The 26,326-nt window shown below is 44.4% G+C and carries 20 protein-coding genes; 4 read left to right on the top strand and 16 right to left on the bottom strand.

The window, feature by feature from the left end; all coding sequences use genetic code 11:
- Positions 1 to 311: 311 nt before the first annotated feature.
- The 12 genes from VME0621_RS02500 to VME0621_RS02445 form a co-directional block, all read right to left on the bottom strand.
- Positions 312 to 1,520, bottom strand: coding sequence for a hypothetical protein (locus tag VME0621_RS02500; RefSeq protein WP_231892897.1), 1,209 nt, complete (start codon positions 1,518 to 1,520; stop codon positions 312 to 314).
- A 252-nt stretch (positions 1,521 to 1,772) separates the two neighbouring features.
- Positions 1,773 to 3,053, bottom strand: a complete 1,281-nt coding sequence (locus VME0621_RS02495; protein ID WP_062459254.1) for a sensor histidine kinase — start codon at positions 3,051 to 3,053, stop codon at positions 1,773 to 1,775.
- Positions 3,046 to 3,738 (bottom strand): response regulator transcription factor, encoded by a 693-nt coding sequence (locus VME0621_RS02490; RefSeq protein ID WP_062459250.1) that lies wholly within the window; start codon positions 3,736 to 3,738, stop codon positions 3,046 to 3,048. Before VME0621_RS02490 ends, VME0621_RS02495 begins: the two co-directional genes overlap by 8 nt.
- Before the next feature lie 313 nt (positions 3,739 to 4,051).
- Positions 4,052 to 5,659 carry a BCCT family transporter gene (locus VME0621_RS02485; RefSeq protein WP_006070473.1) on the bottom strand — a complete coding sequence of 536 codons (1,608 nt, stop codon included), beginning with the start codon at positions 5,657 to 5,659 and terminating at the stop codon, positions 4,052 to 4,054.
- A 302-nt stretch (positions 5,660 to 5,961) separates the two neighbouring features.
- Positions 5,962 to 7,698: an ABC transporter permease subunit gene (locus VME0621_RS02480; protein WP_062459247.1), complete on the bottom strand. Its 1,737-nt coding sequence runs from the start codon at positions 7,696 to 7,698 to the stop codon at positions 5,962 to 5,964.
- Between the two features lie 4 nt (positions 7,699 to 7,702).
- Positions 7,703 to 9,196: an ABC transporter substrate-binding protein gene (locus tag VME0621_RS02475; RefSeq protein ID WP_062459244.1), complete on the bottom strand. Its 1,494-nt coding sequence runs from the start codon at positions 9,194 to 9,196 to the stop codon at positions 7,703 to 7,705.
- 23 nt (positions 9,197 to 9,219) lie between these two features.
- Entirely contained in the window at positions 9,220 to 10,047 is an 828-nt protein-coding gene (locus VME0621_RS02470; RefSeq protein ID WP_062459241.1) for an ABC transporter ATP-binding protein, read from the bottom strand.
- The gene (locus VME0621_RS02465; RefSeq protein WP_096442738.1) at positions 10,044 to 10,802 is read right to left on the bottom strand and encodes an ATP-binding cassette domain-containing protein; all 759 of its coding nucleotides are present in this window, start codon (positions 10,800 to 10,802) and stop codon (positions 10,044 to 10,046) included. The genes VME0621_RS02470 and VME0621_RS02465 overlap by 4 nt, the downstream gene beginning before the upstream one ends.
- Positions 10,803 to 10,975: 173 nt before the next feature.
- Positions 10,976 to 12,295, bottom strand: coding sequence for an MATE family efflux transporter (locus VME0621_RS02460; RefSeq protein ID WP_062459235.1), 1,320 nt, complete (start codon positions 12,293 to 12,295; stop codon positions 10,976 to 10,978).
- Positions 12,296 to 12,493: 198 nt separating this feature from the next.
- The gene (locus VME0621_RS02455; RefSeq protein ID WP_006070467.1) at positions 12,494 to 13,528 is read right to left on the bottom strand and encodes a hypothetical protein; all 1,035 of its coding nucleotides are present in this window, start codon (positions 13,526 to 13,528) and stop codon (positions 12,494 to 12,496) included.
- Between the two features lie 153 nt (positions 13,529 to 13,681).
- The gene (locus tag VME0621_RS02450) at positions 13,682 to 14,470 is read right to left on the bottom strand and encodes an IclR family transcriptional regulator (RefSeq protein WP_065311644.1); all 789 of its coding nucleotides are present in this window, start codon (positions 14,468 to 14,470) and stop codon (positions 13,682 to 13,684) included.
- Between the two features lie 103 nt (positions 14,471 to 14,573).
- Positions 14,574 to 15,500 (bottom strand): SMP-30/gluconolactonase/LRE family protein, encoded by a 927-nt coding sequence (locus VME0621_RS02445; RefSeq protein WP_062459232.1) that lies wholly within the window; start codon positions 15,498 to 15,500, stop codon positions 14,574 to 14,576.
- Positions 15,501 to 15,745: 245 nt separating this feature from the next.
- On the opposite strand from VME0621_RS02445, the gene VME0621_RS02440 reads away from it, so the two are divergent.
- The 3 genes from VME0621_RS02440 to VME0621_RS02430 are packed head-to-tail and all read left to right on the top strand — an operon-like array spanning position 15,746 to position 19,996.
- Positions 15,746 to 16,453 carry an ABC transporter ATP-binding protein gene (locus VME0621_RS02440; RefSeq protein ID WP_099046316.1) on the top strand — a complete coding sequence of 236 codons (708 nt, stop codon included), beginning with the start codon at positions 15,746 to 15,748 and terminating at the stop codon, positions 16,451 to 16,453.
- The gene (locus tag VME0621_RS02435) at positions 16,440 to 18,920 is read left to right on the top strand and encodes an ABC transporter permease (protein ID WP_062459229.1); all 2,481 of its coding nucleotides are present in this window, start codon (positions 16,440 to 16,442) and stop codon (positions 18,918 to 18,920) included. Before VME0621_RS02440 ends, VME0621_RS02435 begins: the two co-directional genes overlap by 14 nt.
- Positions 18,920 to 19,996: a lipocalin-like domain-containing protein gene (locus VME0621_RS02430; protein WP_062459226.1), complete on the top strand. Its 1,077-nt coding sequence runs from the start codon at positions 18,920 to 18,922 to the stop codon at positions 19,994 to 19,996. Before VME0621_RS02435 ends, VME0621_RS02430 begins: the two co-directional genes overlap by 1 nt.
- 17 nt (positions 19,997 to 20,013) lie before the next feature.
- On the opposite strand, the gene amrA is transcribed toward VME0621_RS02430, so the two are convergent.
- Together amrA and amrB are read right to left on the bottom strand one after the other, a co-directional pair.
- Entirely contained in the window at positions 20,014 to 20,625 is a 612-nt protein-coding gene (gene amrA / locus VME0621_RS02425) for an AmmeMemoRadiSam system protein A (RefSeq protein WP_062459223.1), read from the bottom strand.
- Positions 20,600 to 21,403, bottom strand: coding sequence for an AmmeMemoRadiSam system protein B (gene amrB / locus VME0621_RS02420; protein ID WP_062459220.1), 804 nt, complete (start codon positions 21,401 to 21,403; stop codon positions 20,600 to 20,602). The genes amrA and amrB overlap by 26 nt, the downstream gene beginning before the upstream one ends.
- A 69-nt stretch (positions 21,404 to 21,472) precedes the next feature.
- Here amrB and amrS point away from each other — a divergent pair, with 69 nt between their 5' ends.
- A complete protein-coding gene (amrS, locus tag VME0621_RS02415) occupies positions 21,473 to 22,552 on the top strand; it encodes an AmmeMemoRadiSam system radical SAM enzyme (protein ID WP_062459217.1) in 1,080 nt (359 codons plus the stop codon).
- A gap of 9 nt (positions 22,553 to 22,561) precedes the next feature.
- Here amrS and VME0621_RS02410 read toward each other — a convergent pair whose 3' ends face one another.
- On the bottom strand, positions 22,562 to 23,758 hold the full coding sequence (locus VME0621_RS02410; RefSeq protein WP_062459213.1) for an MFS transporter: 1,197 nt from the start codon (positions 23,756 to 23,758) through the stop codon (positions 22,562 to 22,564).
- A 67-nt stretch (positions 23,759 to 23,825) separates the two neighbouring features.
- Positions 23,826 to 26,321 (bottom strand): phosphoenolpyruvate--protein phosphotransferase, encoded by a 2,496-nt coding sequence (gene ptsP, locus VME0621_RS02405; protein WP_062459210.1) that lies wholly within the window; start codon positions 26,319 to 26,321, stop codon positions 23,826 to 23,828.
- Between the last annotated feature and the right edge of the window lie 5 nt (positions 26,322 to 26,326).

Below are 26,326 nucleotides of genomic sequence, written 5' to 3'. Positions count from 1 at the left end.
TTGGTCTGTCTTCAAGTTTCTATTGATTGCCTCATTTGTCAATGTTCTCTAATGAAAGAGTGCATTTATTTTTTGTGATATATAGCATATCAAGATGATAAATATATTATTTAGACTTGAACGCCACTTTTGATATTCATTGTGACAAGGTTGGTAAGATAATTGTGGGTTTAGTCTATCTAAGTAACTTGTATGTAATTTCTTGTTCACCTAATGTATGTGATTGTAATTGCGTTGGTATTATTATCTAATTCATAATGTCTGAGAGCATCGTCTACTCGTCAGTTGAGAATTAATGACGAGTCGGAGAGCTAATATATTCTACGAGTGTCAACGGATTGGTCTGCAAAACGTATTGTACTGACTGACCGTAGCGTATTATTACCATCTCGTCCTAAAAGAGAGTCTCTAACAATCACAGCATCATCCTGATAGTTGATGTTGTAATCATTCTTTTCTCCTGAGAACGTAACGGTGGTATTGGAATTATTGCCTGTAATGTTATTGTCAAGTTTATTGACGATTACTTCGACGGGATGGCCTCCTGTCAAAGTTATGTCTTTGAGGTAGCGAGAGTGGTTGGTATAAAGCAAGTCTTCACGATATTGGAGACTAAACGTTCCTTTAAAATTAGGGTCTAGATGGGCGTTATAGGTTAAGTAGGGATGGAAGAATTCTGTCATTAACTGATAGCCCTTTGGATCACGAAGTTCAACTTCGTGTCTAGTTCCAGCAATGTAAAATCCCCACATTCCCCATCCGCCGGTAAACTTGTCCATCATCCTAAAAGATTGCTTCGGATAAGCACCCCACAAGCCGTAATATGAGTCTAGAACAGATGCTAGATACTCTTGAGTTAGACTGTTCTCTGCCGTTAGCTCGTCGATCCAATCTTGTACTTCTGGAGTCATAGCCCAAATTTGTTTGGCATAAGCATTGATTTGAGCATTGCGTATTTCAGTCTGGTACTCAGGGAGAACCCCTATGAATTTGTCGTACCCATCTACGCCGATTCCATAATCATGAACGAGGTGCAATATTTCTTCAAAAGTCGCGTCTCGGTGCTGGTAGTTTTGCGCCATGTACCAAGGTCCGCCCTCAACTTGAATTTCCTCTTCATATAAAGGCTGCCCCTCAAGTTCGGCAGCGTTATTAGTGCCATCATCTCGTCCGTTTAAAAGGAGTAAAGTAGCACCATTCTCAGCCATTCTATTCGCAACAGCACCCTTATTGCTTCCATACTTGGATCCGGAAAAGTCGGTAAGATAATGAACAAGCACCGATTTGGCTCGAATTATCTGTCCGTCAGATAGCTGGTCTTGAGCAATAATGTGAATCGACTTTCCATTGGGTGCAACAACCGAAGTGTAACGATTAAAGCGTAACTCTGACGAAAACTGTTTTTTCAGTTGTAATGGAACTTCAGTAATACCGAGTGCTTCTTGTTGTGTTGAAATAGAAAAATCAACACTGGATGAACCCGCGTTGACTACGTTGATATTGAGACAAGCTACGGTCATTGCTACAGGAAGGGCTTTGGGATATTGCAAAGTCATAAAAAATGGCTCCATAAGAAGTCGCTTGATGCAGCGAGAGGCGGTAAATGCGAGCAGAGTTCTAGGCTAAGAAACAAAAACTATTCTGAAGGAACTATCTTTAGCCTATAAATCTGACATACCGTCCATTCTATCGGAAGGGAGGTGAAATAGAGGTGAAATGGTGGCACCCTCGTTTTTGGAACATTCGGTTCGGCCTGTTGCGAGTACATGACATTATGTTGGCAAGTGAAGAATAGCAACGAAGCCTGTCTCGGTCTTTTTAGTTTCCATAAACCAACCGAGCTTATCGCAAATTCTGAATATTAGATCTTGTCCCAAACCAAATCCGTCAGTTACCTGCAGCTCATGGTTCGCCGTGGTGGTATTTTCAATGATGACGGCGTTGTCTTTGCAATAAATGCGTATAAGCCCTGCGTGGGTGTATTTGAATGCGTTAACCAATAGATTACTTATAACAATTCGTATCGGGGTTTCCGGTAAGTCTAGTACTGGAGCGTTACTATAATCAGTCTCTAACGACACATCAGAACCGTTAATGAAGTGATAGTACTCGTCGACCAGTTCATTCAATAAAGCGGCTACTGAAATTTCCTTTTGTGGTGGGGCGGTGTTGTGTTTGCGAGAAAGCCAAAGCATTGTCTCAACGACTTGTTGCATGTTTTTACTTGCTCGGTCTATGCGCACAATCGCGTTTTTTGATGCTTCTGGTAGCGCTATTCTTTCCAATATCTCCATATTAGCTCTGATGATGGCCAGAGGGGTGCGAAGTTCGTGACTGGTATGAGATAAAAAGTCCTTTTCCCGAGCGAGCAAGCGGGCATTTTTCGATAGTGCTCGTTGCAAATATGAAGCGACGCGATTGTATTCCTGAAAAGTAAAATCGGGAGTGGGGTTTGATTCTAAGTTCTCTGATACCAGTTCAGACCAATGAACCAGTTGCTCAGTTCTTTTTCCAATTCGATAGCTATAAAACCAGAGTGCCAATAGCACTATAGAGATATAACCACCGACGATTAGCAAGATAAAATTGAATCGGCTATCAAACCATATATCGATTGTGTCATTGATTAGGTGGTAGTCATATTTCGCGATGACGTATACCGTTTTTTCGTCGTCGCGAAGAAACCTAAATATCCCTAAAGTGATTTCCTTCTCTGGGTCATCGGAAAAAGTTTCATCCACTGAAACCACAGTGAATTGATTGTTGGAAAGTTGAACATTTTCCAAAATATTCGTTCCTTCCACACGAATAACGGGGAGGTCGTCTAGGTAGAATCGAATCACATAAGAACTTGGCAACTCGATATTAGGGTCTAACTGGTAAGCTTCTGAGTAGGCTCGCCACTCCGTTAACATTCTCATCTTCACGGAATCTTCAATGCCGTACTCAAAGTAGCGAACAAGCAGCTCGAAAAGCATGAAGGCAGTGATAATCGCGATTCCAAGGAAAAACGAGGTGAGATGGTTTTTTAATGGAAAGCTCTTATTAAGCATTGCTGGCAACCTGAATTCTTACACCTTGGCCCACAACGGTTTCGATGAGTTTAATATTATGATTCTTATCAACTTTCTGTCGAAGTTGATAAAGCTGAACCTTTAGGTTGTTGGTTTCAGGTATTTCATTAGGCCATAGCGTCTGTTCGATTTCTTCTCTCGAGACCAACTGAGGAGATTTACGCATTAGCAGCTCTAACAACCTAAGATTAAGTCGAGTGAGTTCAATAGGTTGATTTGAACGCGTTACTCGTTTTTGTTTAAGATCATAGGTCAGATCTCCAGCAACGAGTTTAGTTATTTGACCACTTCGTCTTCTCGATAGAGATTTTATCCGTAAAGCCAGTTCTTTCATCATAAATGGCTTTACAAGGTAATCGTCGGTACCTGAGTTGAACCCAGCCTCTTTGTCTTCAATGGTATCTTTGGCCGTCAACATGAGAATAGGTGTGTCAATACCTGCTTTTCGAAGGTTTTGGCAAACCGTAAAGCCGTTTACCTTGGGTAGCATTAAATCAAGAAGGATGACGTCGTAGTAATTCTCGCTGGCTAAATTGTAACCACTCTGTCCATCGTAGGCGTGATCGCATTTTATGTTTTCGTATTCCAAGTAATCTGCAACCGAGGCTGCTAAGTCTCGGTCATCTTCAATGAGCAATACATGGATAGATAAATCGGAATTCATGTGTTCAATAGTCCTTTATCTTGCCGCATTGATGATTTGAATCGAAAAGCAGCTACGGGGTGTTAAGTACACCGTTTTGAGGAAATATCCTTAAATTGATAGAGATTATACCCAGATATACTTGATAAAACATTAGTTAAGGCTATGGCTTTGGTGTGTGGTATTTATTCTGTTGATGTCCCATTTGGAGAGCAGGGCCACGTCGAACAGTCGTTTTATTAAGGAGGATCTTGAACGGTGAGGGCAAAGGGGAATGTGAGTAAAGAGCTAAAAAAGGCTTACCGTAACGCGGTTACGATAAGCCTAAAGTTATCTATTGGGCAGACTTGTCGCTAGCTACTTGAGGTTGTTCAACCTCAGTAAGTAAGCCTTTAATCAAACTCACACAACCTAAAATTAGAATCAGCGTAAATGGCAGCGCTGCAATGATGGTAATCGATTGAAGTGCTTGAATCGATTGAGTACCACCGATCCACAACATGACCACGGCGATGACAGCTGAGATCACAGCCCAGACCACTTTCTGCTTGATAGGAAGCTCGAGTTTGCCACCTGCAGTCATACTGTCTACTACGATTGAACCTGAGTCCAAAGTGGTCACAAAGAAAACAATGATCAGCGCAACGGCAATCAGCGATAAGATGTTACCAATAGGGTACGCATCAAGCATATAGAACAAGCTAAGTGAAACGTCTCCGATACCCTGAGCGGCACCAAGTATACCCACATGATCAACGATCTGTTGAATCGCGACACCGCCAAAGAAAGACATCCATGCAGTGGTGACAAGAGTAGGGATAACTAGTACACAAAATAGGAATTCGCGAATTGTTCTGCCTTTTGAAATTCGTGCAACGAACATACCGAAGAATGGCGCATATGCAACCCACCAGGCCCAATAGAACACAGTCCAGCCATGAAGCCATGTGGTGTCTTCACGGCCAGCGCTTTGGCTTAGTGGAAGAATATTTTTCACATAACCAACTACTGCGGTCGAAACTGAATCCAATACCGTTGTGAAGTTCAAAATACCGATAAAACCAAGGAAAACGAATGCGATAATCATATTGAGATTACTCAATACCTTAACGCCGCCGTCCATTCCACGAACAACAGAAACAATAGCCAAACCCATAATGGTCAGGATAATGGCAATCTGAAGCAGAAGACTGTTTTCTAGTCCGAATACGTGACTGATTCCACTTGCAGCTTGTGAGCCGCCCAGACCAAGTGATGTTGCAAGGCCAAATAGGATTACCAGAACAGCCATTACATCGATAACGTCACCGACTCTTCCCCAAACTCTGTCACCAAGTAGAGGGTAGAATACCGATCGCATTGAGAGCGGAAGACCTTTGTTATAGACAAAGTATGCTAGCGATAATGCGGCCATCCCATAGATAGCCCAAGCGTGAAGTCCCCAGTGGAATACGGCAGCACCTAAGGCTAGTTCTCGTCCTTCTGGTGTAAACGGTTCAACACCTAGCGGTGTACCAAACCAATTGGTATAAAAGGCGGTCGGCTCTGCTACGCCCCAAAAAATCAAACCAATACCCATACCCGCTGCAAATAACATGGCGATCCAGGAAATGGTTGAATAATCTGTTGTGGCATTGTCGCCACCTAAACGAATTTTACCGAGCGGAGATAAAGCAATCAGCAAGGCAAAAATCAGAAGAATGTTTGCGCCCCACATAAAGACAAAATCAAACTTTGATAGTGCAGCGGATTTAACGGCATCGATGGCTGCTTTTGCGTCTTCTGGGGAAAGTACTAAGAGAGTGACGATGAAGAGGATGGATAAGCCCGCGGAAGCGGTAAACACTGTATTGTGAACATCCATGCCCCATTTAGTGATGTTGTCTTGACCGACTTGATAATCTGTAGAATCTATACTGTATTTTTGAGATTTAAAACCCATAATTATGAGGTTTACATATTCGTGTGAACGAATATAAAGACCAACTCCATGTTTAATTAATAACTGATTAGAATTCGAAATTCTTCCAATTAACATTATGTTAATCAGTAGTTTATGATGAAAGTGTCCGTTTTACATCTAATCCTGAAGGACGGATTTTAACACAAATAGGACACCTTTTGGGCGCTATATTGAAAGAAGTCATAACAAAGGGTATTTCTCTTATAGATACTTCTCTGTTTAGTGCTAAATGGTCGAAACGAATTTCACAGCACTACCTGCTTTAGCGTTTCGGTTGACAATTAATCGTCAAACAAAAGGTTAATAGCAATGCCTAACAGCACTAATCCGAAAATTGGACCAAGTACGCCAAGCGGTGCTCGTTCAATATACGGTAGGTTTTCTGCAATCATCAGCCCCCATTCGGGTGAGGGTGGCTTGGCGCCAAGACCGATAAAACTCAGCGACGTTAAGCTTAGCGTAATCACTGGCATTCTAAGTAGTGCATGTCTCAATAATGGCGGAAGCACATAAGGAAGGAGATAGTACCTAAGTATCTTGAATTTGCTCGTTCCCCATATCGGCGCAAGATGCGTGTAGGGCTGCGCTTTAGCCTCAACGATAAGACTTGAGCAGTGAGCCGCAAGAGGGGCCCAAGACACCAAAACAATGGCAATCATGGAACTGTTTGGATTCATCCCCGTCATTCCAGCAACCAATAAGCCAGCGATAATATAAGGAATACCCTTGGTTATTTCGATTAAACCTTGGCTGTATCGAGTGTTGAACCCAAGAACCATACCCACAACCAAACTTAGCACTGTCGCGACAAACCCTGCCCAAAACGTCGATAACATACCAGACCCAATGCGGGCTAGAAGGTCACGTCCAATGCCGTCGCCACCTAAAGGTGCCTGCAAGCTCGGAGCAGCAAGTCTGATGAACTGACTGCTAAACGGGTCGCGAAACAATGACCAGATAACAACAGCCAGCAACAGTGAAAAGATTAAACCCGCCGTCAATCGTTTGTTATTACTCGAGGTAAACGCAAAAGATGAATGACTACTGATAAGCTTACCGTTTCTGAGACTGTGGCCTAACAACAACTGTTGAACAAGCAAGCTCAAGCTACTGATGAAAATCGAAATAAATAGCAGTACTAACAAACCACCTTGGAGCACTGGTAGATCTTGTGCTTTCGCTGCACCTAAAATTAGTCGTCCTATTCCTGGGATGGAAAAAATCTGCTCGACAGCAACCGCTCCACCGGTCAGGCCGATCATTATCATCGCGACTTGCGGGATCAAACTGCTGACTGCACGTTTTAATGCGAAGCGCATGATCTGGAAGGAACTGATGTTCGCACTGAGCCAAGTGATCACCCATGGTTCATTGAGGACGCGCTGCAAACTGTCCCTTAACAGGCGACTCAAAAGACCGCTAGCGGGAAGTGCAAGTGCCAGACTAGGCAGCCAAATATGGTGCCAGCTTTGCCACCCGTAGGGGGGGAACCAACCCAACCAAATAGATAGAATAAGGATGAGAACGGACGCTACTACGTATTCAGGTAACGAGATGAGCACAGTACTCAGGCTATTATGGGTTTGCTTTAGCTTTCTTTGTTTCCAGCTAAACAAGGTATGAACTAAGCTAAACCCACACAGTACAAAGGTTAAACCTAGTGCCATCGACATCAGTAACAGAGAGGTCGACATTGTCTGTTGAATACCATCTATGACCGGTGAACCATCGATCCATGAGTAGCCTAGATCACCATGCAGAGCGTCACTAAGCCAGTCTGTTAATCGTTCCATTGCACTACGGTCAAGCTGTAAATCGGCTCTTACCGCGGCAAGTGCTTCCGGCGTTAACATGTGTTGTTGTCCGGCGCGGGCACGCAAAATCGATTGGCTTGGGTCAATACCAGCAATATCTGGCATCAAACCCACTAAAATGACGACGACGATCAATGAGATAAGTCTTGATAACCAAGGTGTTAGCACATCGAATATTCGTCGAGAAGTATCAACAGACAACATTAAGTTAGTTCACCTTAGTGTTCGCATTGATAAGGCGACGTTCGCTTGGGTCACGAACAGCATCAGAAACACGAAGGCTTTCACCCTGAATGACACGTTCGTGTAGCAGTGGAATGGCAGCGAAATCGTTCAAAATGATCTGTTCTGCAGCAATGATGGCTTGTTGACGTTTTGGTCCTAAAGGCTGTAGATCGGCGTAAGTCAGAGCGTTGTCGACTTCCTCAGAACAGAATTGACCTAAGTTGAACGATCCCTTACAGCCAAAATCACTCATCATATATGCGATAGGATCGCCTGAATCCAAAACTGTCGCTCTAGAAAGAATAAAGGCATCAAAATTACCCGCTAATGCATCGTTTTCAATTTGAGCGTACTCACGGATATCAAGTTCTACTTGGAAGCCTGCGCTTTCAAGCTGCTGTTTGAGCAAAGCGGCGACTTCAGGAAGTTCAGCACGGTCAGTGAAAGTACCTATGACGATTTTCTCACCATTTGCCTTTGTTTTAGCTTCAATCGGTGATGCTTCGGGACGAAGTGGTGCAGCCCAAGCAAGTGCCGGACCTAACAAACCCTTCGCAATATCGGCATGGTTTTCATACACAGTCTTAATGATTTGCTCTCTATCTACCGCGGCGGCGGCAACTTGGCGCAACTCCAATTGGCTAAAAACATCCGACTTATTGTTTAAGTAGAGCGTGTTAGTACGCGGCATAGCCACTTCGTATAAAAGGTTGCTATCAATCGTTGCTATTTGAGATACAGGCACAGCTTCGACAACATCAGCGGAACCTGTGCGCAGTGCTGCTGCACGTGCAAAGCCATTTGGAACATACTCAGCGATGACCGTGTCTATGTGAGCTTTCTCACCCCAGTAGTCATCGAATCGTTTTAGTTTGGCACTGGTTGTGCCGTTAATTTCGATTAATTCAAATGGACCAGTGCCTGCACCAGTAGGTACGACTCGACCATTCTCTTTATATGCATTTGCCGCCAAAATGGCGAGTTGAGGACTTGATAAGCGGCTAGGTAGTAAAGGGTCATTAAATGTTGTCTTGATTTCTACGTGCGATGAATCAAGGGCTCTCACAGTGAGGTCAACACCATCAAGTATACGAGGCTTAGGTGCAGCACTCAAAGCCTGTTGCAGTGAGCTAACCACTGATTCTGCGGTTAGCATGGAACCATCGTGGAATTTCACACCCTGGCGAATAGTGAAGTGCCATGTGAGTGGGTCAATCTGCTTCCAATCGGTAGCCAGCATTGGTTCAACCTCAGAAGCCGGGGAAAGATTGATTAACGTTTCCGCTGTGCTCCAACGTGATAATTTGAAAGCGTCGTCAGATAATGGTGATAGTCCAGTGCGAGGTGGCTGCATCATTGCCACACGAATCTCGGATTTGACGCTTGATTCACTGTTTTCAGTTTGTGAATCAAAACAGCCAGTTAACGGTAGAGCGAACGCAAGCGCGCATGCCAATTTAATTGAGTGAAAACGCATGATTATGTCTCGGTGATGTTGTGTTAAGTATTCGTTTTTGAATGAATTTGGGCACGAATCAGTGCCTGTGTTGTTGGGTGAACAGGTTGTTCCATGATTTGTTTAACAAAGCCGTATTCGACGATCTCTCCTTGATCTAAGACCACTATCTCTTCACATAGCGCGATTGCTGCCTTGAGGTCGTGACTGACAAGAAGTAGTTGCAGGTCATATTTTTGCTTTAGCGAGTTGAGCAGTTCGATTATTCGTTGGCGATTTACTGGGTCTAAGCTACTGGTAGGTTCGTCTGCAACAAGTAACTTGGGTTTTACAATGAGCGCACGAGCGATGGCGATTCGCTGTGCCTGACCTGCTGAAAGCTGTTGTGGGTAGAGTGACAACAAGTCCGTGGTCAAGCCAACCTCGTTCAGTGCAATTTGTGCGAGCTGTGGGTGGTTCCCCCCAATTTTGAGGTTTTCTAGTGGTTCAATCAGGATTTGTTTGACTGTGTAATACGGATTTAAACTTGTGTGTGGCTCTTGGGGAACCATTTGTACTTCACTGCAGACCCTCAAACGCTCGCTTGCGTTGTGGAGAGGAAGTGTCCTTCCCGCGATTTGAACGTTTCCTAGTGAAGGTGTTCGTAAGCCAAAGAGCAATTCAATAAGCGTAGACTTTCCGGCACCCGATGGACCGACAATGGCAATGTTTTGATTCTCGATCTGAAGAGAAACATTACTGAGTGCTTTAAATGGTTTTCCACCCAACCATTTAGGAGTGGAGTAGTGGTGCACACTGACATTGCTAAAGCTCACTAAAGTTGAACTTACTTTACTGCAGTTCATGATAGTTTCTTCGATAATGGCAGTCATTGAAGGAGTCCTTTCAGTGAACGACAAAAATGATGAGAACTGGACTCAAGAGCGACACGCGGTTCGCCATAAGCAACGACTTTTCCTTCGTCAATAACCAGTAATTTGTCGCAAGCTAACGCACTATTTAGGTCGTGTGTAATCAAAATACCAGCCATATTGGACTGCTTTACGCTTTGGCGAATGAGAGTCAATATTTCCTGTTCAGTGACAGGATCGAGAGCACTTGTCGGTTCGTCTGCAATTAATACTTGAGCTTGGCTCAATAAACCAATAGCGATGCAAATGCGTTGTCTCTGCCCACCAGAGAGTTGGCTAGGATAATTGGTTAATACTATGGCCGGATCGGGAAACCCAAGACGAGCAAGTAGATTAACTATGGTGTTCCGATTTCTAGCGCTTGGCTTTGTTTGGTCTCCGGTGAGAGCGAGACAGAGCTGCTTCTCTACAGAAACTAAAGGATTAAGCGCTTGAAGGGCATCCTGAAAAATGAAGGCTGGCCGTTGTTGTGCAGAACGATTAAGCAATGGAATCTTACAGACTTCACTGCCCGCAATTGTTATCGTACCCGATACGGATATGGTGTCTGGAGTAAAGCCCGCAATGGCTTTAGATAGCATGGACTTACCAATACCTGAAGGACCCATTACGGCCAGCATTTCCCCCGCAGATACGTCAAACTGAATACCTTGAAATAGGATTCGGTCTTTACTGCTTATGGATAGTTGATTTATGGCGAGGAGAGGAGGTGTCACGAAAAAACTCTTAAATAATACGTTATAACATAACAATGTTATCATCACGAGTTAGGTAAGAGAAGAGCAATGCACAGATTACGGTGTAGATTTTCTAGCTGGTGTATCACCAGATTAAATCAAAAAAGCACTCAAAAGAGTGCTTCTTGAATAGTATGGTTTTGTGGTTGGGGCTAAGAAATGGTTTGATGACCACACTTTTGCTTAACTTGACCGATGAATGGATAGAGAAAGACGATTCGGCCACAATAAAAAATAGTAAAAGCAAGCCATAAACCGTGGTTACCCCAAAGTGGAACAACCAATAATTGCGCCAATAAAAACACCATCAGTGTAGCAATACTGGAGTCTCTGACCGGTCGGGTTGTTCCGGTTCCGGTAAAGATCCCGTAGACCGTTAAGCCGTACCCGGCAACCAAGGGGAATACAATTAGCCAAGCTGCCACTTGGTGATACAAGCTGACGAGTTCTGTTTGTGTCGTGAACAGTAAAACTAAATGCGATTGGAACATCAGCACCAACAGAGTGAGAATTACGATGAAGCCCGATGTCCACTGGAAATTGAGTGTTAGTACTCGATCTAGCATCTTTGGATTGTTTTGTCCGACGGCTTTACCTGCGAAAACACTAGAGGCATTGGCGATACCGTCAAACATGTAGCTGACGATAAAAGTAATTTGCATAAGAATGGCGTTAACCGCAAGTACGTCAGCCCCTAGTTGAGAGCCAACTCTTGCCATCATGTTGAAGAAAACTAAAATGCAGACCGTTCTCAACATCAAATCAGTGTTCGATGAGACGATCGTTGAGAAGTCGCGCCTACTCATTTTGGCGGAGGAAATAAGGCGAGTTAGAGACATTCCTTGTGTATTGAATACTAACGTCATTCCAATCGCAAATGTCGTGATCTGTGCAATCAAGCTTGCATAAGCCACACCCGCTACACCAAGGTCAAAGTACAGTACAAACAGGGCATCAAGGACAATATTCAAGACATTGCCAAAGACCTGGGTGTATAAAGTTTCTTTCGCTTTCGCTTGCCCCATCAACCAACCAATAATGGTGTAGTTGAGAAGCACAAACGGAGCACCGAAGATCAAAATACCAAAATAGATATGGGCTTGTTCAGCTACGGCATTTTCGGGCTCTATTATCCAGAGTGCTCCTTGCCAAATGACGGACTGTAGTAGGATAAAGCTTGCACCGACAACAGCAGCAAGAACAAATGGGCGCATCAAACTATTTGTCATCAATGCGTCATCACCTTTACCTAATGCCATTGCACTTTGGCCCGTTGTACTAACTCGGAAAAAACCGAACAACCAATATAGGGTGTTCATAATGACCGTCCCGATAGCAACGCCACCAATCAGCTCTGTGATACCTAAGTGGCCAATCACAGCAGTATCGACGGCACCCAGCAGAGGCTGAGTGACTGTGGAGATAATAAAGGGCAGAGCAATTTTGAAGTAATCTGAATGAGAAATAGTCATAGCAAAATAGCGGCGCACCGGCAAACAAGAATGTTAGCCGCCAATGAGAATTATTTACATTGCGTGAATGGTAGCGAGATTTATTGTGAATGTCATGGATTGATTCATGTGCAGTTACCAAATGCTCAGGAAACAAGCACCTTAAGATTTCAACCTGCCTGAAGCAGACTCAGGCAGGTTTTACAGCGGGGCTATCGATTACTTAAAGCAAGGTAATACATCCTGCTCAAAATAGGGTTCTTGGTTTACCCAAAACATATAGTTAACATGAAGAAACGACTGAGCGAATGAGTGGAGGGCAGGAACAAGACTTTGTCGGTTATCCACGACGTCAGTATTGTTGGTTTGGCCAATGTAGTTACCATCTTGTATCGCGATACCAAGTGGCACGGTATAGTTATTCTCATGCATCATTGCTAGGGCGTGATTTAATTGTCCGCGTTTTCGCATCATAAGGTCAGGTGCGCCAAGGCCAACGCCTATTTCTTGTCCATATTGATAAATACTCTTTAAGTAACCTTTATCTTCCCATGGTAGCCATTCACCAACCATAAAGTTAGCGTATTGCATCGTGGTGGAGGTTGGGAACGCGTGTTTCATGGCTCGCATATTATCCTTGAGTCCTTCGACATAACTCGCTTCAGTGAAGCTTGGATCTTTCTCAACGCCAATAGCGGTTTCTTGAAGGTTGATGCCTTCAACTTTTCCATCAAACTGTTTTCCTAATGCGTTGAGGAGTTTCGCGAAACGCGCTCTTACTTTGCTGTCCCACCGTTTTGCCACCCAACCCTCTGGCTCACCGTCGTCTGTGTATTGGTAAACCGCACCACCATCGTATTCATCAGACAATAGGTAGCTAGGTACACCTTTGTAGCGAGGATCAAACGTCGCGTCCTGAAGCTGAATAAAGAGCTTTTTGCCATGTGCTTTTAGATAGTCATAATCGGCTTGAATCATAGAAAAGTCGTACTGATCTTTCTCTGGTTCTAACATTGCCCAAGAGTACATGATTTGCGCACCCGAAAAGCGAGTGTTGTTTAGCAATGGGTGATTGTGTATGGCTTCTCGATCACGTGCAAAGTACACAAAATGCTGAATATTATCTTTTGGAATCGGGCATTTAGCAGAGATATGGTTTTTATATTCGTTGGCATAACGGTCGACAGGGTTGTCCCATTGTGCCTGTGCATGACCAGTGATGAGTAATGCAGCTAAAAAGCAGAGCTTTTTCATAATCTGATGAGTTCCTTAAAATGGCGAGATAGCGAACGTGAACAGCTAACGAACTTAGTGAAAAAGAGCTAAGTTTGGTAATTGCTATGCCCCCAGTTTAAGGAAGCTTTAGCTATGTGACTGTATGATTAGGTAAAGATGAGTCACACCTTGCTATTTACTTTCCGCCAGCTCTTTCATTTCCTGATATACGGCTTCTAGGCTCTGTTGGGCGACACGAAGAATAGGGAGGTAATTTTCGAGATCGGCAACGGTTTTACGGCTCTTTGGACAATGACAAAATAACGCTGCCATAAAGTTGCCAAATTGGTCATAAAGGGGAAGTGCGATCGCCACCATACCATCAATGAACTCTTCATCATCCACGCTGTACCCTCTGCGTTGAATAACGCTTAGCTCCTTTTTTAGGCTCTGCTTGTCGATAATGGTGTTTTTCGCACACTGGCTCAGTTCAATTTTACTCAATACTCGACGTAATTGAGGTGGCGTCAAAGTACTTAAATAAAGCTTGCCGCTGGCGGATGCCCAAAGTGGAGTGGGAAATCCAACCGGAATGACAATTTGCAGCGGCCAATTGGTTTGAATTCGGTCGTAGTAGACCATATGCGGGCTAGGGTCATCATTCGCCAAGGCCAAACCGCAGGTTTCCTCTAGCTTACGAGAAAGGCCGTGTAGAATAGCTTGTCGTTGCAGTTTATGCTGATTGGTCCATCTTACATCCAACGCGATAGATAGCATTTGTGAGCCTGGATAGAAATGACCGCGTTCATCAGACTGGATGTAGTTTGCGTCATCGAGTTGCTGCAACAATCGGTGGCAAGTAGGCTTGGGAATCCCTGACTCGAAGATAATATCAGAAGCTGAGATAGGACTCTTTGCTTCGCCAATCCGTTCAATAACGTTGATAAGACGATCGACTGAATTTACTTTTTCCGACACCATAGATTCCTTTTAAAAGCTCACCCTAAAATAATATCCAATCTCACTGCGTTAACGCAGTCATTTGGGCAGCAAGGCTTTATATTCCCAAAGTATTTTACGAGTTTCAACTGGTTAAAGAGACATTGACTTGATTTGAGTGGGGCAAAATGTCGGTATTGACCCGATACTCTTCTCGTCCTTGAGTTGGCGCATCGAGAATAAAGAGTTCTCCTGAACTGGGATATAACACCGACTCTTGAGTGGTGAGCTCATAATCTGCTGTTGTGACGAATAAGGTATTGAAATCTTCGCCGCCAAAAGTACAGCGCGTAGCGTGCTTAACTGCAAGATTGATTTCACCAAGTTGTGTGGCATGACCTATTTTGTTCTGTGATGGAGTGTAATAGGAAATGATGCCGCAGTCCCAGTGACAGATATACAGGTTTCCGTGGCGATCAACGGACAGCCCATCAGGATAGCCCTTGCACTCATCGAGCTCAACAAACACCGCCTTTTCAATTATTTGGGTCATCGAATCATCGAGTTGATATTCATATACTTTTCTTTGGAACATATTTGAACAGTAGGCGCGTTTGAGTGCTGGGTTAAACGCTATGCCGTTGGCGACGCTGAATCCAGAATCCATTTCAAGCGCGGTGTTCGCCGTTAGTCGGTAAAGCTTGCCATCAGGAGCTTCAAGTTGCTTGTGGTTCATCGAACCAAACCATAAATGACCATTCGGCGCCGTAACCGCATCATTTAAATGAAGCTTAGTTGAACCAAAGCAAGGATCAGCGATAGGAGTAAAATCGTCAAAACTCGAAGTACAATAAAACAGTCCCTGTTTGCTAGCACATATCCAACCATTGCCCTCACATCGTGCAATCGCCGTGATATCAAAAGGTACGTGAAAGACTTGGGTACTCTGGCTGTGAATCGAATACTCAAAAATCTCACTACCTGCAGCTTCGACCCAGATGAGACTATTGGTGTCGGGTTTCCAAATAGGCGACTCGCCAATGGTTGTTCTAATTCCTTTTACTGAATGCATTTTAATCATCCATATTGATACATTTTGTATCAATATAGTTTAATTTATGGTTCAAAGAACGATTTCTTTCAGGAATATGTGAAATGACGCAGCGGATTAACGAAAACACAATGACTTAGCTAACGAGTGGGCGCAATGCACAAGAAATATCCGTTATAATTTCGATAATTAGCTCGCTCAACAAGGTAAGCATCCGTTACCTTAACGAGTACGTATAAAGTATCCAACCCAAATAAGGAATCTGGATGGAAAGCTCGATAGTGCCAAGAGCGATGGTTTTACCAAGGCCGGTAGTTGTACTTAAAGATGCGGTCAAAACGTTTATTGACGGCAAAGAATCTCATCACGTATTGGACAGAGTGAACTTGTCGCTGGCGGAAGGAGAGAGCATGGCACTCACTGGCGCAAGTGGTAGTGGCAAGAGCACGCTATTGAATATTTTGGGTGGTTTCGAGCCAATGACCAGTGGGACCTTAGAGTTGGCTGGTGAATTGGTGCAAACGTGGAACGATAAGCAATGGGGCTATTTTCGTCACCACAAACTTGGCGTAGTGTTTCAGCAATTTAACTTGCTAACGCCGTTAAATGTCCGACAGAATATTGAGTTTCCTTTAAGTTTAAACAAGCGGAAGTGGAACGCTTGGTGCGACTATTTAGTCGCTAAATTGGATATTCAACCACTGCTTGAACGCCATGTTTCTGCGTTATCAGGTGGTCAACAACAACGAGTGGCGATTGCAAGAGCGTTGGCGCATCAACCCGCATTGCTTTTGGCAGATGAACCCACCGGAAACCTTGACCAGAAAGCGGGCTTGGAAGTGATGCGACTGTTAGAAGATATTACCCGCGAAGGAAATACATCTGTTTTGCTTGTCACTCACAGCGAAGAATGTGCGGCGTTTATGCGGCGACGTTGCCGTCTAGAAAACGGATTGCTTTATGAAACACCGTAAAGGAGCCCATCTACGCGTTGCTCTCTCCATTTCTGCGGCTCACTATCGTCAAGCGCCTTTACAGGCACTCGCTATTCTTATCGGCATTATCTTGGCAGTGACGTTGTTTGTGGCCGTGCAAGCGATCAATTTAAACGCCAAACGCAGTTACGCGGAATCAGCAGAATCGCTTAGCGTCAAGGCGAGTTATCTAGTCATTCCAATGCCTGGACGGCGCTATCTTGCGGAATCGGTGTACTTTTCATTGCGTCAATCTGGATTGAGTCAATCGTTGCCAATACTTGAGGGTCGAGTGAGAGATGATACTGGGCGACGTTATTCTATCCAAGGAAGTGATATTGTAGCGGCCGTCACTTCACGCTCTCGATTACAGTCAGAGAGTGATGATGTGTCTTTATCTAATTCAGCGTTGCCTCTGGCGAATTTGATGAATGGCGAACCTTTTGTCATTGTAAGCGAAACTCAGTATCAAAGGATGGGCGGCGCTAAGACCGCGGTTTTGGACGACATTGCTATCCAGTTTGTTGTAGTACCTGACGAATGGCAGTTGGGAAGTCGTCTGCTGGTAGATATCAGCTTTGCCCAGCGTTTGCTGAACAAGCAGGGGCAGCTGAGCTACATTGCCATACTAGATAACAAGGTGGCGGACGATACTAAGTGGCAAGCGTTGATATCAGGCAAAGCACAATGGGTTGCCAATACAAAAAGCTCAGACCTTGGGTCACTGACAGAAAGCTTTCACCTCAACCTTACCGCAATGAGTATGTTGGCATTTCTGGTTGGGCTATTCATTGCCTATAACGGTGTGAAATACAGCTTACTGAAACGCAATCGGCTATTGGTGCAAGTGCAGCAAGCGGGGCTCACACCTAACACGGTTTTCTTGGCGCTGATTTTAGAACTGGTGCTCTTGGTTACTGTGGGCACCAGTTTTGGGTTTGTCTTTGGTATCCAATTAAGTCATTGGTTACATCCCACGGTAGCACTCACCTTAGAGCAGCTTTACGGCGCAACGTTACTGCCTGGCACATGGCAATGGCAATGGTGGGCTCAGGCATTGCTACTTACGCTAGCTGCGGCATTGTTCGCTTGTTGGCATCATTTTAAGCAAAGGGTACAACAACCCTTATCCTCCCACGGTGGATTCTATCAATCTCCTGAACAGAGCAATGAAAACCGCTTGATGATCGTTGGGCTGATACTTGTAGCAGTAGCACTCATTGGCCTTTGGTTGAGCAGTTATTTTCGCTTAACGATGTTTTGGCTGGGTGTGTTTATTGTTGCGATTCCAATGTTGCTGCCCAAGTCTCTTAGCCTGCTAGCTCGAATAGCAGAACGCAAAACCTCTACTGGGTTGGTCCAGTATTTGTTTGCAGAATTGCGGGAACTGATTGCACCTTTGTCTTTGGCTATGATGGCGCTGTTGTTGGCTATTACCGCTAACATAGGAATGAACACCTTGGTGGGCAGTTTCGAGTCGACATTGAAACATTGGCTAGAGCAGCGCCTGCATGCGGATATTTACGTCAGTCCTGCACAAAGTGACATGACTAAAGTCGAGCAGACGTTAGCTCAGTTCGACGGTGTTGAAGAGGTCTATAAGCAATATTATGTGCAATCTAACGTCAGTGGACTGCCTACGCGATTAGGTACCAAAGATCGTATAACCTTAGAACAAACCATGGTGTTTCAATCACAAGTCAATGATTTTTGGTCCCGTTTCTATGCTGGGGATGTCGTGGCTATTAGTGAGCCGATGGCGGTGAAACTGGGATTAGTACTGGGAAGTGAGCTGCCGAGAGACTTTATGTCTGGGATGACACTGACGGTCGGTGCCATTTTTTATGATTATGGTTCGCCCGATGGCGAAGTGCTTATCTCGCCTGAGTTATGGCAGTTACAAGGGTTCTCGATGGTGCCAAGCAGTTTAGGTGTGAAGGTGAGTGGTAACCGAGAAGATATGCAGCAGGCATTAAAAGCCAAACTGAATTTACACTCCAGTCAATTGTTTGATCAGGCAGAAATTAAGGCGATTGCGCTCAATATATTTGCTCAAACCTTTGCTATTACCAGCGCTCTCAATGGTGTGACGTTACTCGTCGCTGTTATCGGCTTATTTACTTCCTGTTTTATGCTACTGGACGCTCGTAAAGCAGCTATCGCTCGGCTTTATGCACTGGGCGTCAACAAATCGCAATTGTTTGTTATGGTGGTAGGGCAAATGGTTACCCTGGTGCTGTTCACATTGTTAGTTGCCTTGCCACTGGGCGCATTAGTCGGTTATGTGCTGACTGATATTGTGACACTGAGAGCATTTGGTTGGAGTTTAAACTTTGTTTGGAGTTGGATGGATGTGGCTCGCCTTGCGACTATAACCGTAGTCGTGACCATCGTCGCGACCATTATTCCTTTGTGGCGTTTGGTGACACGTCCTGTGGTCGCAAGTTTGCAAAGCGAGGTACTGTAATGTTCAAACAGATGATGGCGATATTGTCGGCTCTAATCCTTATTGGTTGCGGTGAACCTGACGCTCCAAGTTTTGGTCAAATGCTAGGATCCGATGATGGTCAATTTGAAGAGGTTAAAGGTGGTCGCATCCTTTCTTTTCCAGAAGATCATCAAGCCCACAACGACTTTCGCCAAGAGTGGTGGTATCTGACGGCAAACTTGCAGGATGCCGAAGGCCGAGAATATGGCATTCAATGGACACAGTTTCGCTTGGCGGTGAGTTCTGAGGCACCAGCGAATGAAAATGGATGGCAAAGCCAGCAGATCTTTATGGCGCACAGTGCGATTACAACCCCTGATATTCATCTTGCAGATGAGAAGTGGTCTCGCCAGCACCCAGAAATAGCGGACGTATCAAGCGAACCGTTTCAAGTCTTTATTGATGATTGGCAATGGACTTCCACAACCAACGATCTTTTCCCTGCCAATCTTGATGTCGCATCAAACCAGTTCGGCTATCAATTGTCATTGACTCGAACCGCTCCCTATCAAAAACAAGGTGATGAGGGTTATAGCGAGAAAAGCGCTGACGGAAAGGTTGCATCGTATTATTACAGCCAGCCCTTTATCGAAGTTCACGGTACTGTATCGATTAATGGAGAAAGCCATCAGGTATCTGGACAAGGCTGGATAGACCGAGAGTGGAGCTCTCAATTTTTGCTCGATTCTCAACAAGGATGGGATTGGTTCGCAATACGGTTAGACGAAGCAACGAGTTTGGTGGTCTTTCAATTGCGTGATGCTGCGACCGGACAAGCGAGTTATTCCTATGGGCGATTAATGTATAAAGATGGTCGAGGCATTACTTTGACTCAAAACGATCTAGAACTGTCAGCCGTTCAACAAACGATAATTGAAGGCCAATCATACCCAACGCAGTGGATACTAAAAGTCGTGTCTCAGGGCATTAACGTAAAGCTTTCAGCACTTAATTCTAACGCCAAAATGCCACTATCCATCCCATATTGGGAAGGTCCAATTATCGTTGAAGGATCTCATCAGGGTAGAGGATATATGGAGCTCACTGGTTATTAATCAAAGCGTTAGAATATCTATAGCCTGCGGAATGGGCGGCTTAATGCTTGCACTTCGAAAGTGGCGACTTGTATCGAATCACTCCAAAAATCTAGAGACCACCCGGCTTTTTGTTTTAGGTGTCCTAAGAATTGAGCCGGATTAGGGAGTTGTTCCCAAACTTGGGGTAAGAATAACGCGCCTTTTTTTCCGTCCTTTAACGTCACACCGCACTGGTGCAAGGAAAGGTGCTGTAGTAAGTCTTGTTCCGAATCAACGTACAGGAGTTCGGGTTGTGTCAGTACGGAAACCTCAATGTTAAGCGCTTCGGCTTGATGTTTTTGAAGAGGGGTAAATCGTCTATCTTGGCAAGCCGCTGCCCAAGCTTTTCTCTCTACTTCTAGTACTAAGGGAATCTGTGCCACTGTTGTGCCAATGCAGCCTTGCAGCTGATTGTTTACGGTTAGCGTGACAAAGCAAGCCCCGGGTAAAGCCAAACTTTCTGGGTAATCTTGTACCAGTACTTTCGGTAGCGGTAGTTCATTCAAATAGCAATAAATGGTGTGTTCAACCACGTCGAGCAACATAGAAAGCTCGCTATGGGTTAGCGTACTTTTCGATGGATTAGCGGCAGATTGTGTAACTGACATAACCAACGACCCTTTGTTTATCACCATATTCAGTGTCTCCGGAATTAATCAAAGTGAGACGCTGTAGCTGGTATTGTTTGGTTGAAATAAGATGGATTACGGCATTAACACCGGTTGAACCGCACGCTTCGTGTGGGGTAATCGTCGTCATGCCTGACTCAATTTTGTTGCAGGTCTGCCGGTCAAGGCGTTGGCACTCAGAATAGCGATGAAAGTGACTAAGATCAGTGCTGATCACCAATAAGGTCTTGCTGTCCCATATTGGCTCAATAAGTTTGGCAATCTCTAAGGCACTAACTTGTCCTGTGACGATGGGCAGCAGTTGAAAGTCATCCAATACCGTTTGAAGAAAGGGAAGTTGTACTTCCAAGCTATGTTCTTGAGCATGTGCTTGATCGTTAATCGATACCATGGAATTGTCGGCAAGTAACTTGACACAATCTCGGTCAATGCTCACGCGGCCTAGAGGTGTTTCAAAGGCACCCACAGAAGGTAATGCACATCCGTGAAACGCGACTCGATGACTAGGACCAACTAAAATCACTCGTGAAAACTGCTGAGCGACAGATTGCAACTGATGGTACGCTAATCCTGCTGTTTCTCCTGAAAATACATAGCCTGCGTGTGGAACAATAAGTCCTCGCAGATTATTCTGAACGTTACATGTCTCTGCGTCTCTGACGCTAGGTTCAGCCAATAACTGGTTTACTTGTCTAGTGAGTTGCTTAGTATCTTTGTTATAAAAACGGCCCGCGACAGCAGGAGGTCTAATCGTCATTTTTCCACTCATATAACATCAAATGTATATACTCATTAGTATAGTTTTTGTACTGAATGAAGGTGTGAGATGGAACCAGTTAACGCCAATCACCGTACACAATTTTGGCATTTGCAGGACGATGGAAGAGTCACTTGCACGGTTTGTCCTCGTTTTTGCACCCTTAGAGAGGGCAAGCGCGGCGCATGCTTTGTTCGTCAAGCCATTGATGGTGAGATAGTGTTAACCACCTATGGGCGTTCGAGTGGTTTTTGCATTGACCCTATAGAGAAAAAGCCTCTCAACCATTTTTATCCGGGTAGTTCAGTACTCTCTTTTGGGACTGCTGGGTGTAATTTAGGGTGCAAGTTTTGCCAGAATTGGAATATCAGTAAGTCTCGTCAAATTGACACGTTAGGCAGTCAGGCAAGTCCTGAGCAAATTGCCTTAACAGCGACGAAACACCAAAGTGATAGCATCGCTTTTACCTACAACGATCCAGTGATTTTTCTTGAATATGCTGTCGATACGGCGCTCGCATGTAAGGAGGCAGGAGTAAATACCGTTGCAGTTTCGGCAGGCTACATGTGTGATAAGCCACGAGAAACCTTCTACTCAGTGATGGACGCCGCCAACATTGATCTCAAAGCTTTTACTGAGCGTTTCTATCATAAAGTGTGCAGTGGGCAACTTGCTCCGGTACTAGAGACACTGAGGTATCTTAAGCATGAAACCGATGTTTGGCTTGAAATTACCACTCTGCTTATCCCCGACGAAAACGACAGCTCGGCTGAAATCGATGCCATGACCCAGTGGGTCATGGACAATTTGGGACCTGAAGTGCCACTTCATTTCACCGCATTTCATCCAGACTTCAAAATGCTCGATAAAACCAGAACACCAGCGGACAGTTTAGTCAGAGCGCGAAACATAGCGCTTAACAACGGTCTTCACTATGTCTATGTGGGCAATGTACACGATGAAGCTTGCAGCAGTACCTATTGCCCAAGCTGTCATAATAAAGTGCTCTCACGTAACTGGCACCAACTCGGCGATTGCGCACTAACTAGCTCTGGCGTTTGCCACCACTGTGGCCACCAAATTGCAGGACGTTTCGCGAAATGCGACAAGCCGTGGGGAAGAAAGCGGATACCAGTTCAAATGAGATAAGATACGTTGCTATGCGGTCACGATGGACAGTCCTCGCTTTTTGGCGATGAAGGCGAACGAAGCAATGAAGGCATAACAGAGGACAGGAATGAGGTAACTAGTAGGGATATCAAACCTTGTAATTAGCGTTGCTTGCATCATAGGGATAATTCCGCCACCAATACCGCACATGATGAGAATCGCTGATGCTGCACCACTTGCATCACCGAGTCCTGAAACCGCTCGAGAAAATATGATTGGATACATAAATGAATTGCACAGACCAATCATTATTAGAGCGACTCCGCCAAAAAGCGACGGCGATAAGATAGCAACTGAAAGTAATATCATCGCAATACACGCACCAGAGAACAACGTGTTCATCGCAGAAAGACGTTGGGCAAAAATGCTGTATCCAAAACGACCAAGCAGGGAGCCAGCCCAGTATAAGCTCATTAATGTAGCGGCAACTGGAGCACTGAATCCTCCAATGTTGGGATCAGAAAGGTAACTTATCGTGACGGTACCAATCGACACCTCGACCCCTACGTAAACAAAGATAGTTGCAGCACCAAAAATAAACTGAGGCTGGTGACGTAAGGTAGCCAGATGACTTAGAATTTTCACGCTCTCTGCGCTTCGATAATCGGTTATCGATGAGGAGTACAAAGTACAGGCAAGCAAAACAAGCAATGCGGATAAAACTAAGTAAATGTTGGATAGTCCGATGGAAATCATAGCGACTCCAAGAACAATAGGACCGATAGTTGTACCTAACGAATTGAACGTTGAAGCGATCGTTAACCTCTTAGTTTCGTTCTGGTCGTTACTGGTTCTGATGATGTACGGGTTAGCAACAACTTGCAAAGCAGCTACTCCCATAGCGGTTATAAAAACGGCACTTAACGCGAAGACAAAACTGTCAGCATAAAGACTGATACACAAAAAGAGCGAGCCCAAAAATGTGAGTATAAGCGCTACTGCCAGGCTTAATTTATACCCTTTACGTGCCATTAAAGCAGAAGTAGGAATGCTTATGGCAAACGGAGCAAAATAAAAGGCCAGTTGAACAAGCATCGATTGTTCGTAGCTTAGTGAAAATGTCGATTGAAAATAGGGGACTAATATACTGTTTGCAGAAGTTAGTAGACCCCAACTGAAAAACACAGCAGATAACAAAATTAAAGATTGAGATGATTTGGAAGCCACTGAAACATAGGCCCACATTTCTGTGGACCTCCTCCGACGAATACTGATGGTTAATTGCTTATCAGCAATCAGATAAGAACAAGCTTTAGGCGTTGATTGCGTTATTCAAAATGTCGATGACTTGCTTCCGTTCATGAGCTTGCTGCAAAGAGGTACGGAAGTCTTCATGCATGAGTTTGCGTGCGATTTTAGAGAAAATCTTCATATGTGAATCCTTACCCTCTTCAGTGACAGTAAGCATGATAATAATATCAACATCGACATCCTCGCCCCAAGAGATAGGGTTGTCTAAGGTGAGAACGGAGACGCTGTTATGAGAGACACTGGAAGATTTACAATGAGGAATCGCTACTGAAAAACCTAGTGCGGTTGAAAACACGGCTTCTCTGTCCCAAATCGCTTTTTCAACCTCATTTGCACAACCTGTGCGTTCGTTAATCTCTAAGTTATCGCAAAGTAGCTTTATGGCTTCTTCTTTCGAACTAATAGATTGTTGAGTAAATACGAGCGCTTCATCGAGAGTTTCTTTGCCGTCACTGCTGTTGTAAAACGCTGCGACACGCGCTTTCACTTGCTTGCTATTCGTTAAGGTAAGTACTTCATTAACTAAAGCTTCACACTCGTTTACGTTAAGTCGAGTTAAGGCACGTTTGCTTGTGGCAATTTTCGAGGCTGCCATAGAAAACTGTGTGAGCCCACAACCCAATAACAAGGGTTGCGCGATAGGGTCAGCAGCGAACTCGCCACACAGACTAACCTCTAACTTGGCCACTTTTGCCGAACCAATCAGCTGCTTTAGAAATGCTATAAAGGCTGGGTTGAAGTGGTCGTATAGGTCAACGATGGTTTTGTTTCCTCGGTCACACGCAAAGAAGTATTGTGCTAGGTCGTTACTACCAATAGAAATGAAATCGATGAACTCAGATGCTTGGTTGAAGATGTAGGCAATGGATGGAACTTCAGCCATTGCACCAAGACGGATATTGCCTAACTCATGCCCTTCATTGGCAAGTTCGATAGCCAGTTCGTCAATGAGTTCTCTGCACCAAATGATTTCGTTAAGGTTAGAAATCATAGGCACCATGATAGACACTTCACCAAAACAACTGGCTCTAAGTAATGCACGAAGCTGAGAGCGTATAATGGCGTCATATTGAGGGTACATTCTGACAGCACGATAACCTAAGAAAGGGTTGTCTTCTGCTGGAAAACCCATATAAGCACAAGGTTTGTCACCGCCTATATCTAGAGTTCGAATAACCACCTTGTTACCTTGGCTATGTTTCACAACATTTGAATAATGTTGGAATTGCTCCTCCTCTGAAGGTGGAGTGGTACGCTCGCAGAACAGCATCTCAGTTCGATATAGCCCAATACCATCTGCACCAGACGAATAGATACCCTCAGCTTCTTCGCTTGAGACGATATTGGCGAGAACGTTAACCTTTTCTTTATCGAGTGTCGTTACTTTAAGATCCTTAAACTCTGCGGTTTGAGCCGAAAGTGCGTTGAGTTTTTTGCGCTCTAGTTGATAGAACGCATCACAAGCCACGTTACTCTCTAAAATCAATGCGCCATTAATGGCATCAACAACGAGCCGTTGGCCTTGGATAATCTGCTGAGTGGGGTTTTCTATTCCGACCAAAACAGGAATATTAAAAGAGCGTGCCAAGATTATAGTGTGAGAAGTGCTGCCTCCTTCACCCATCACAATACCTTGAATTAGTGCTTTTGGAAGAGCAAGAATCTGACTTGGGGTGAGTAGCGTGTCTGAGACCAAAATAGTTGGTGCTGTGATCGTCGGCATTTGACTCAGATCTTCATCGCGCACGATATTAGCAAGTTGAAGAGCGATATCTTTGATATCGAGCGCTCGTTCTTTCAAATAGTCACTAGCGCTATTTTCTAGTGGCGCACATAACTTGTCGCATGCATTTGCGATCGCATCAAGAGTGTTTAACGCATTATTTTGCATCATTAGAGCACGACCTAGCTCTTCATCTTGGGCAATTTTCAAATGTGCTTCGAGTATCTCTTTACATTCGCCTTCAGAGCTAGCTTGCTTCTTCAAAAGGTTTAGTTGTAACGCTTTCAAAGCACTCTGTAATTCACTCTCGATACAAGATGACGTCTGGCTTGGTAATGCAGCGGCCATTTTTCTAAGGTCAGTTTGTTGCCAGAGAGTAGCACTAGCCTCACCCAAACCGACTGAAGCAACGGTACCTCGTACATAACGAGGTGCTGCACGCATTAAACCCACAGGAAGTGGTTGTTCGCTTAATTGGACATTCTGTGTGTCTATCGCATTGTCGATATGGCTGAGTTCAGTATCAACAAATGCTTGAAAAAAGATAAGTGCCTCGTTGGCGTCTGAGCCAGTGAAAATAAACTGGCAATGATCGCCTTCCAAGATATCGGCACTAATCATAGACAAGACACTTTTCGCATTAGCAGTTTTATCTTTTGAGCTGTTGACTAAGAGAATGTCACAGTTGAATCGATTTGCTCGTAGCTCAATTTCTTTGGCAGGTCGCGCATGTAAACCATTTGGTAGTGGGCAGATAAAATTAAGATTAGTCATTGTCG

It is taken from the genome of Vibrio mediterranei (assembly GCF_900088415.1).
GTDB classification, from domain to species: Bacteria; Pseudomonadota; Gammaproteobacteria; order Enterobacterales; family Vibrionaceae; genus Vibrio; species Vibrio mediterranei.
This window is presented reverse-complemented; position numbering and strand designations above follow the sequence as displayed.

What these genes read in the sequence shown, in the direction of transcription:
- VME0621_RS02500 (WP_231892897.1), bottom strand. Translation starts at nt 1,520, where the DNA reads ATGACCGTAGCTTGTCTCAATATCAACGTAGTCAACGCGGGTTCATCC.
- VME0621_RS02495 (WP_062459254.1), bottom strand. Translation starts at nt 3,053, where the DNA reads ATGCTTAATAAGAGCTTTCCATTAAAAAACCATCTCACCTCGTTTTTC.
- VME0621_RS02490 (WP_062459250.1), bottom strand. Translation starts at nt 3,738, where the DNA reads ATGAATTCCGATTTATCTATCCATGTATTGCTCATTGAAGATGACCGA.
- VME0621_RS02485 (WP_006070473.1), bottom strand. Translation starts at nt 5,659, where the DNA reads ATGGGTTTTAAATCTCAAAAATACAGTATAGATTCTACAGATTATCAA.
- VME0621_RS02480 (WP_062459247.1), bottom strand. Translation starts at nt 7,698, where the DNA reads ATGTTGTCTGTTGATACTTCTCGACGAATATTCGATGTGCTAACACCT.
- VME0621_RS02475 (WP_062459244.1), bottom strand. Translation starts at nt 9,196, where the DNA reads ATGCGTTTTCACTCAATTAAATTGGCATGCGCGCTTGCGTTCGCTCTA.
- VME0621_RS02470 (WP_062459241.1), bottom strand. Translation starts at nt 10,047, where the DNA reads ATGACTGCCATTATCGAAGAAACTATCATGAACTGCAGTAAAGTAAGT.
- VME0621_RS02460 (WP_062459235.1), bottom strand. Translation starts at nt 12,295, where the DNA reads ATGACTATTTCTCATTCAGATTACTTCAAAATTGCTCTGCCCTTTATT.
- VME0621_RS02455 (WP_006070467.1), bottom strand. Translation starts at nt 13,528, where the DNA reads ATGAAAAAGCTCTGCTTTTTAGCTGCATTACTCATCACTGGTCATGCA.
- VME0621_RS02450 (WP_065311644.1), bottom strand. Translation starts at nt 14,470, where the DNA reads ATGGTGTCGGAAAAAGTAAATTCAGTCGATCGTCTTATCAACGTTATT.
- VME0621_RS02445 (WP_062459232.1), bottom strand. Translation starts at nt 15,500, where the DNA reads ATGCATTCAGTAAAAGGAATTAGAACAACCATTGGCGAGTCGCCTATT.
- VME0621_RS02440 (WP_099046316.1), top strand. Translation starts at nt 15,746, where the DNA reads ATGGAAAGCTCGATAGTGCCAAGAGCGATGGTTTTACCAAGGCCGGTA.
- VME0621_RS02435 (WP_062459229.1), top strand. Translation starts at nt 16,440, where the DNA reads ATGAAACACCGTAAAGGAGCCCATCTACGCGTTGCTCTCTCCATTTCT.
- VME0621_RS02430 (WP_062459226.1), top strand. Translation starts at nt 18,920, where the DNA reads ATGTTCAAACAGATGATGGCGATATTGTCGGCTCTAATCCTTATTGGT.
- amrA (WP_062459223.1), bottom strand. Translation starts at nt 20,625, where the DNA reads ATGTCAGTTACACAATCTGCCGCTAATCCATCGAAAAGTACGCTAACC.
- amrB (WP_062459220.1), bottom strand. Translation starts at nt 21,403, where the DNA reads ATGACGATTAGACCTCCTGCTGTCGCGGGCCGTTTTTATAACAAAGAT.
- amrS (WP_062459217.1), top strand. Translation starts at nt 21,473, where the DNA reads ATGGAACCAGTTAACGCCAATCACCGTACACAATTTTGGCATTTGCAG.
- VME0621_RS02410 (WP_062459213.1), bottom strand. Translation starts at nt 23,758, where the DNA reads ATGTGGGCCTATGTTTCAGTGGCTTCCAAATCATCTCAATCTTTAATT.
- ptsP (WP_062459210.1), bottom strand. Translation starts at nt 26,321, where the DNA reads ATGACTAATCTTAATTTTATCTGCCCACTACCAAATGGTTTACATGCG.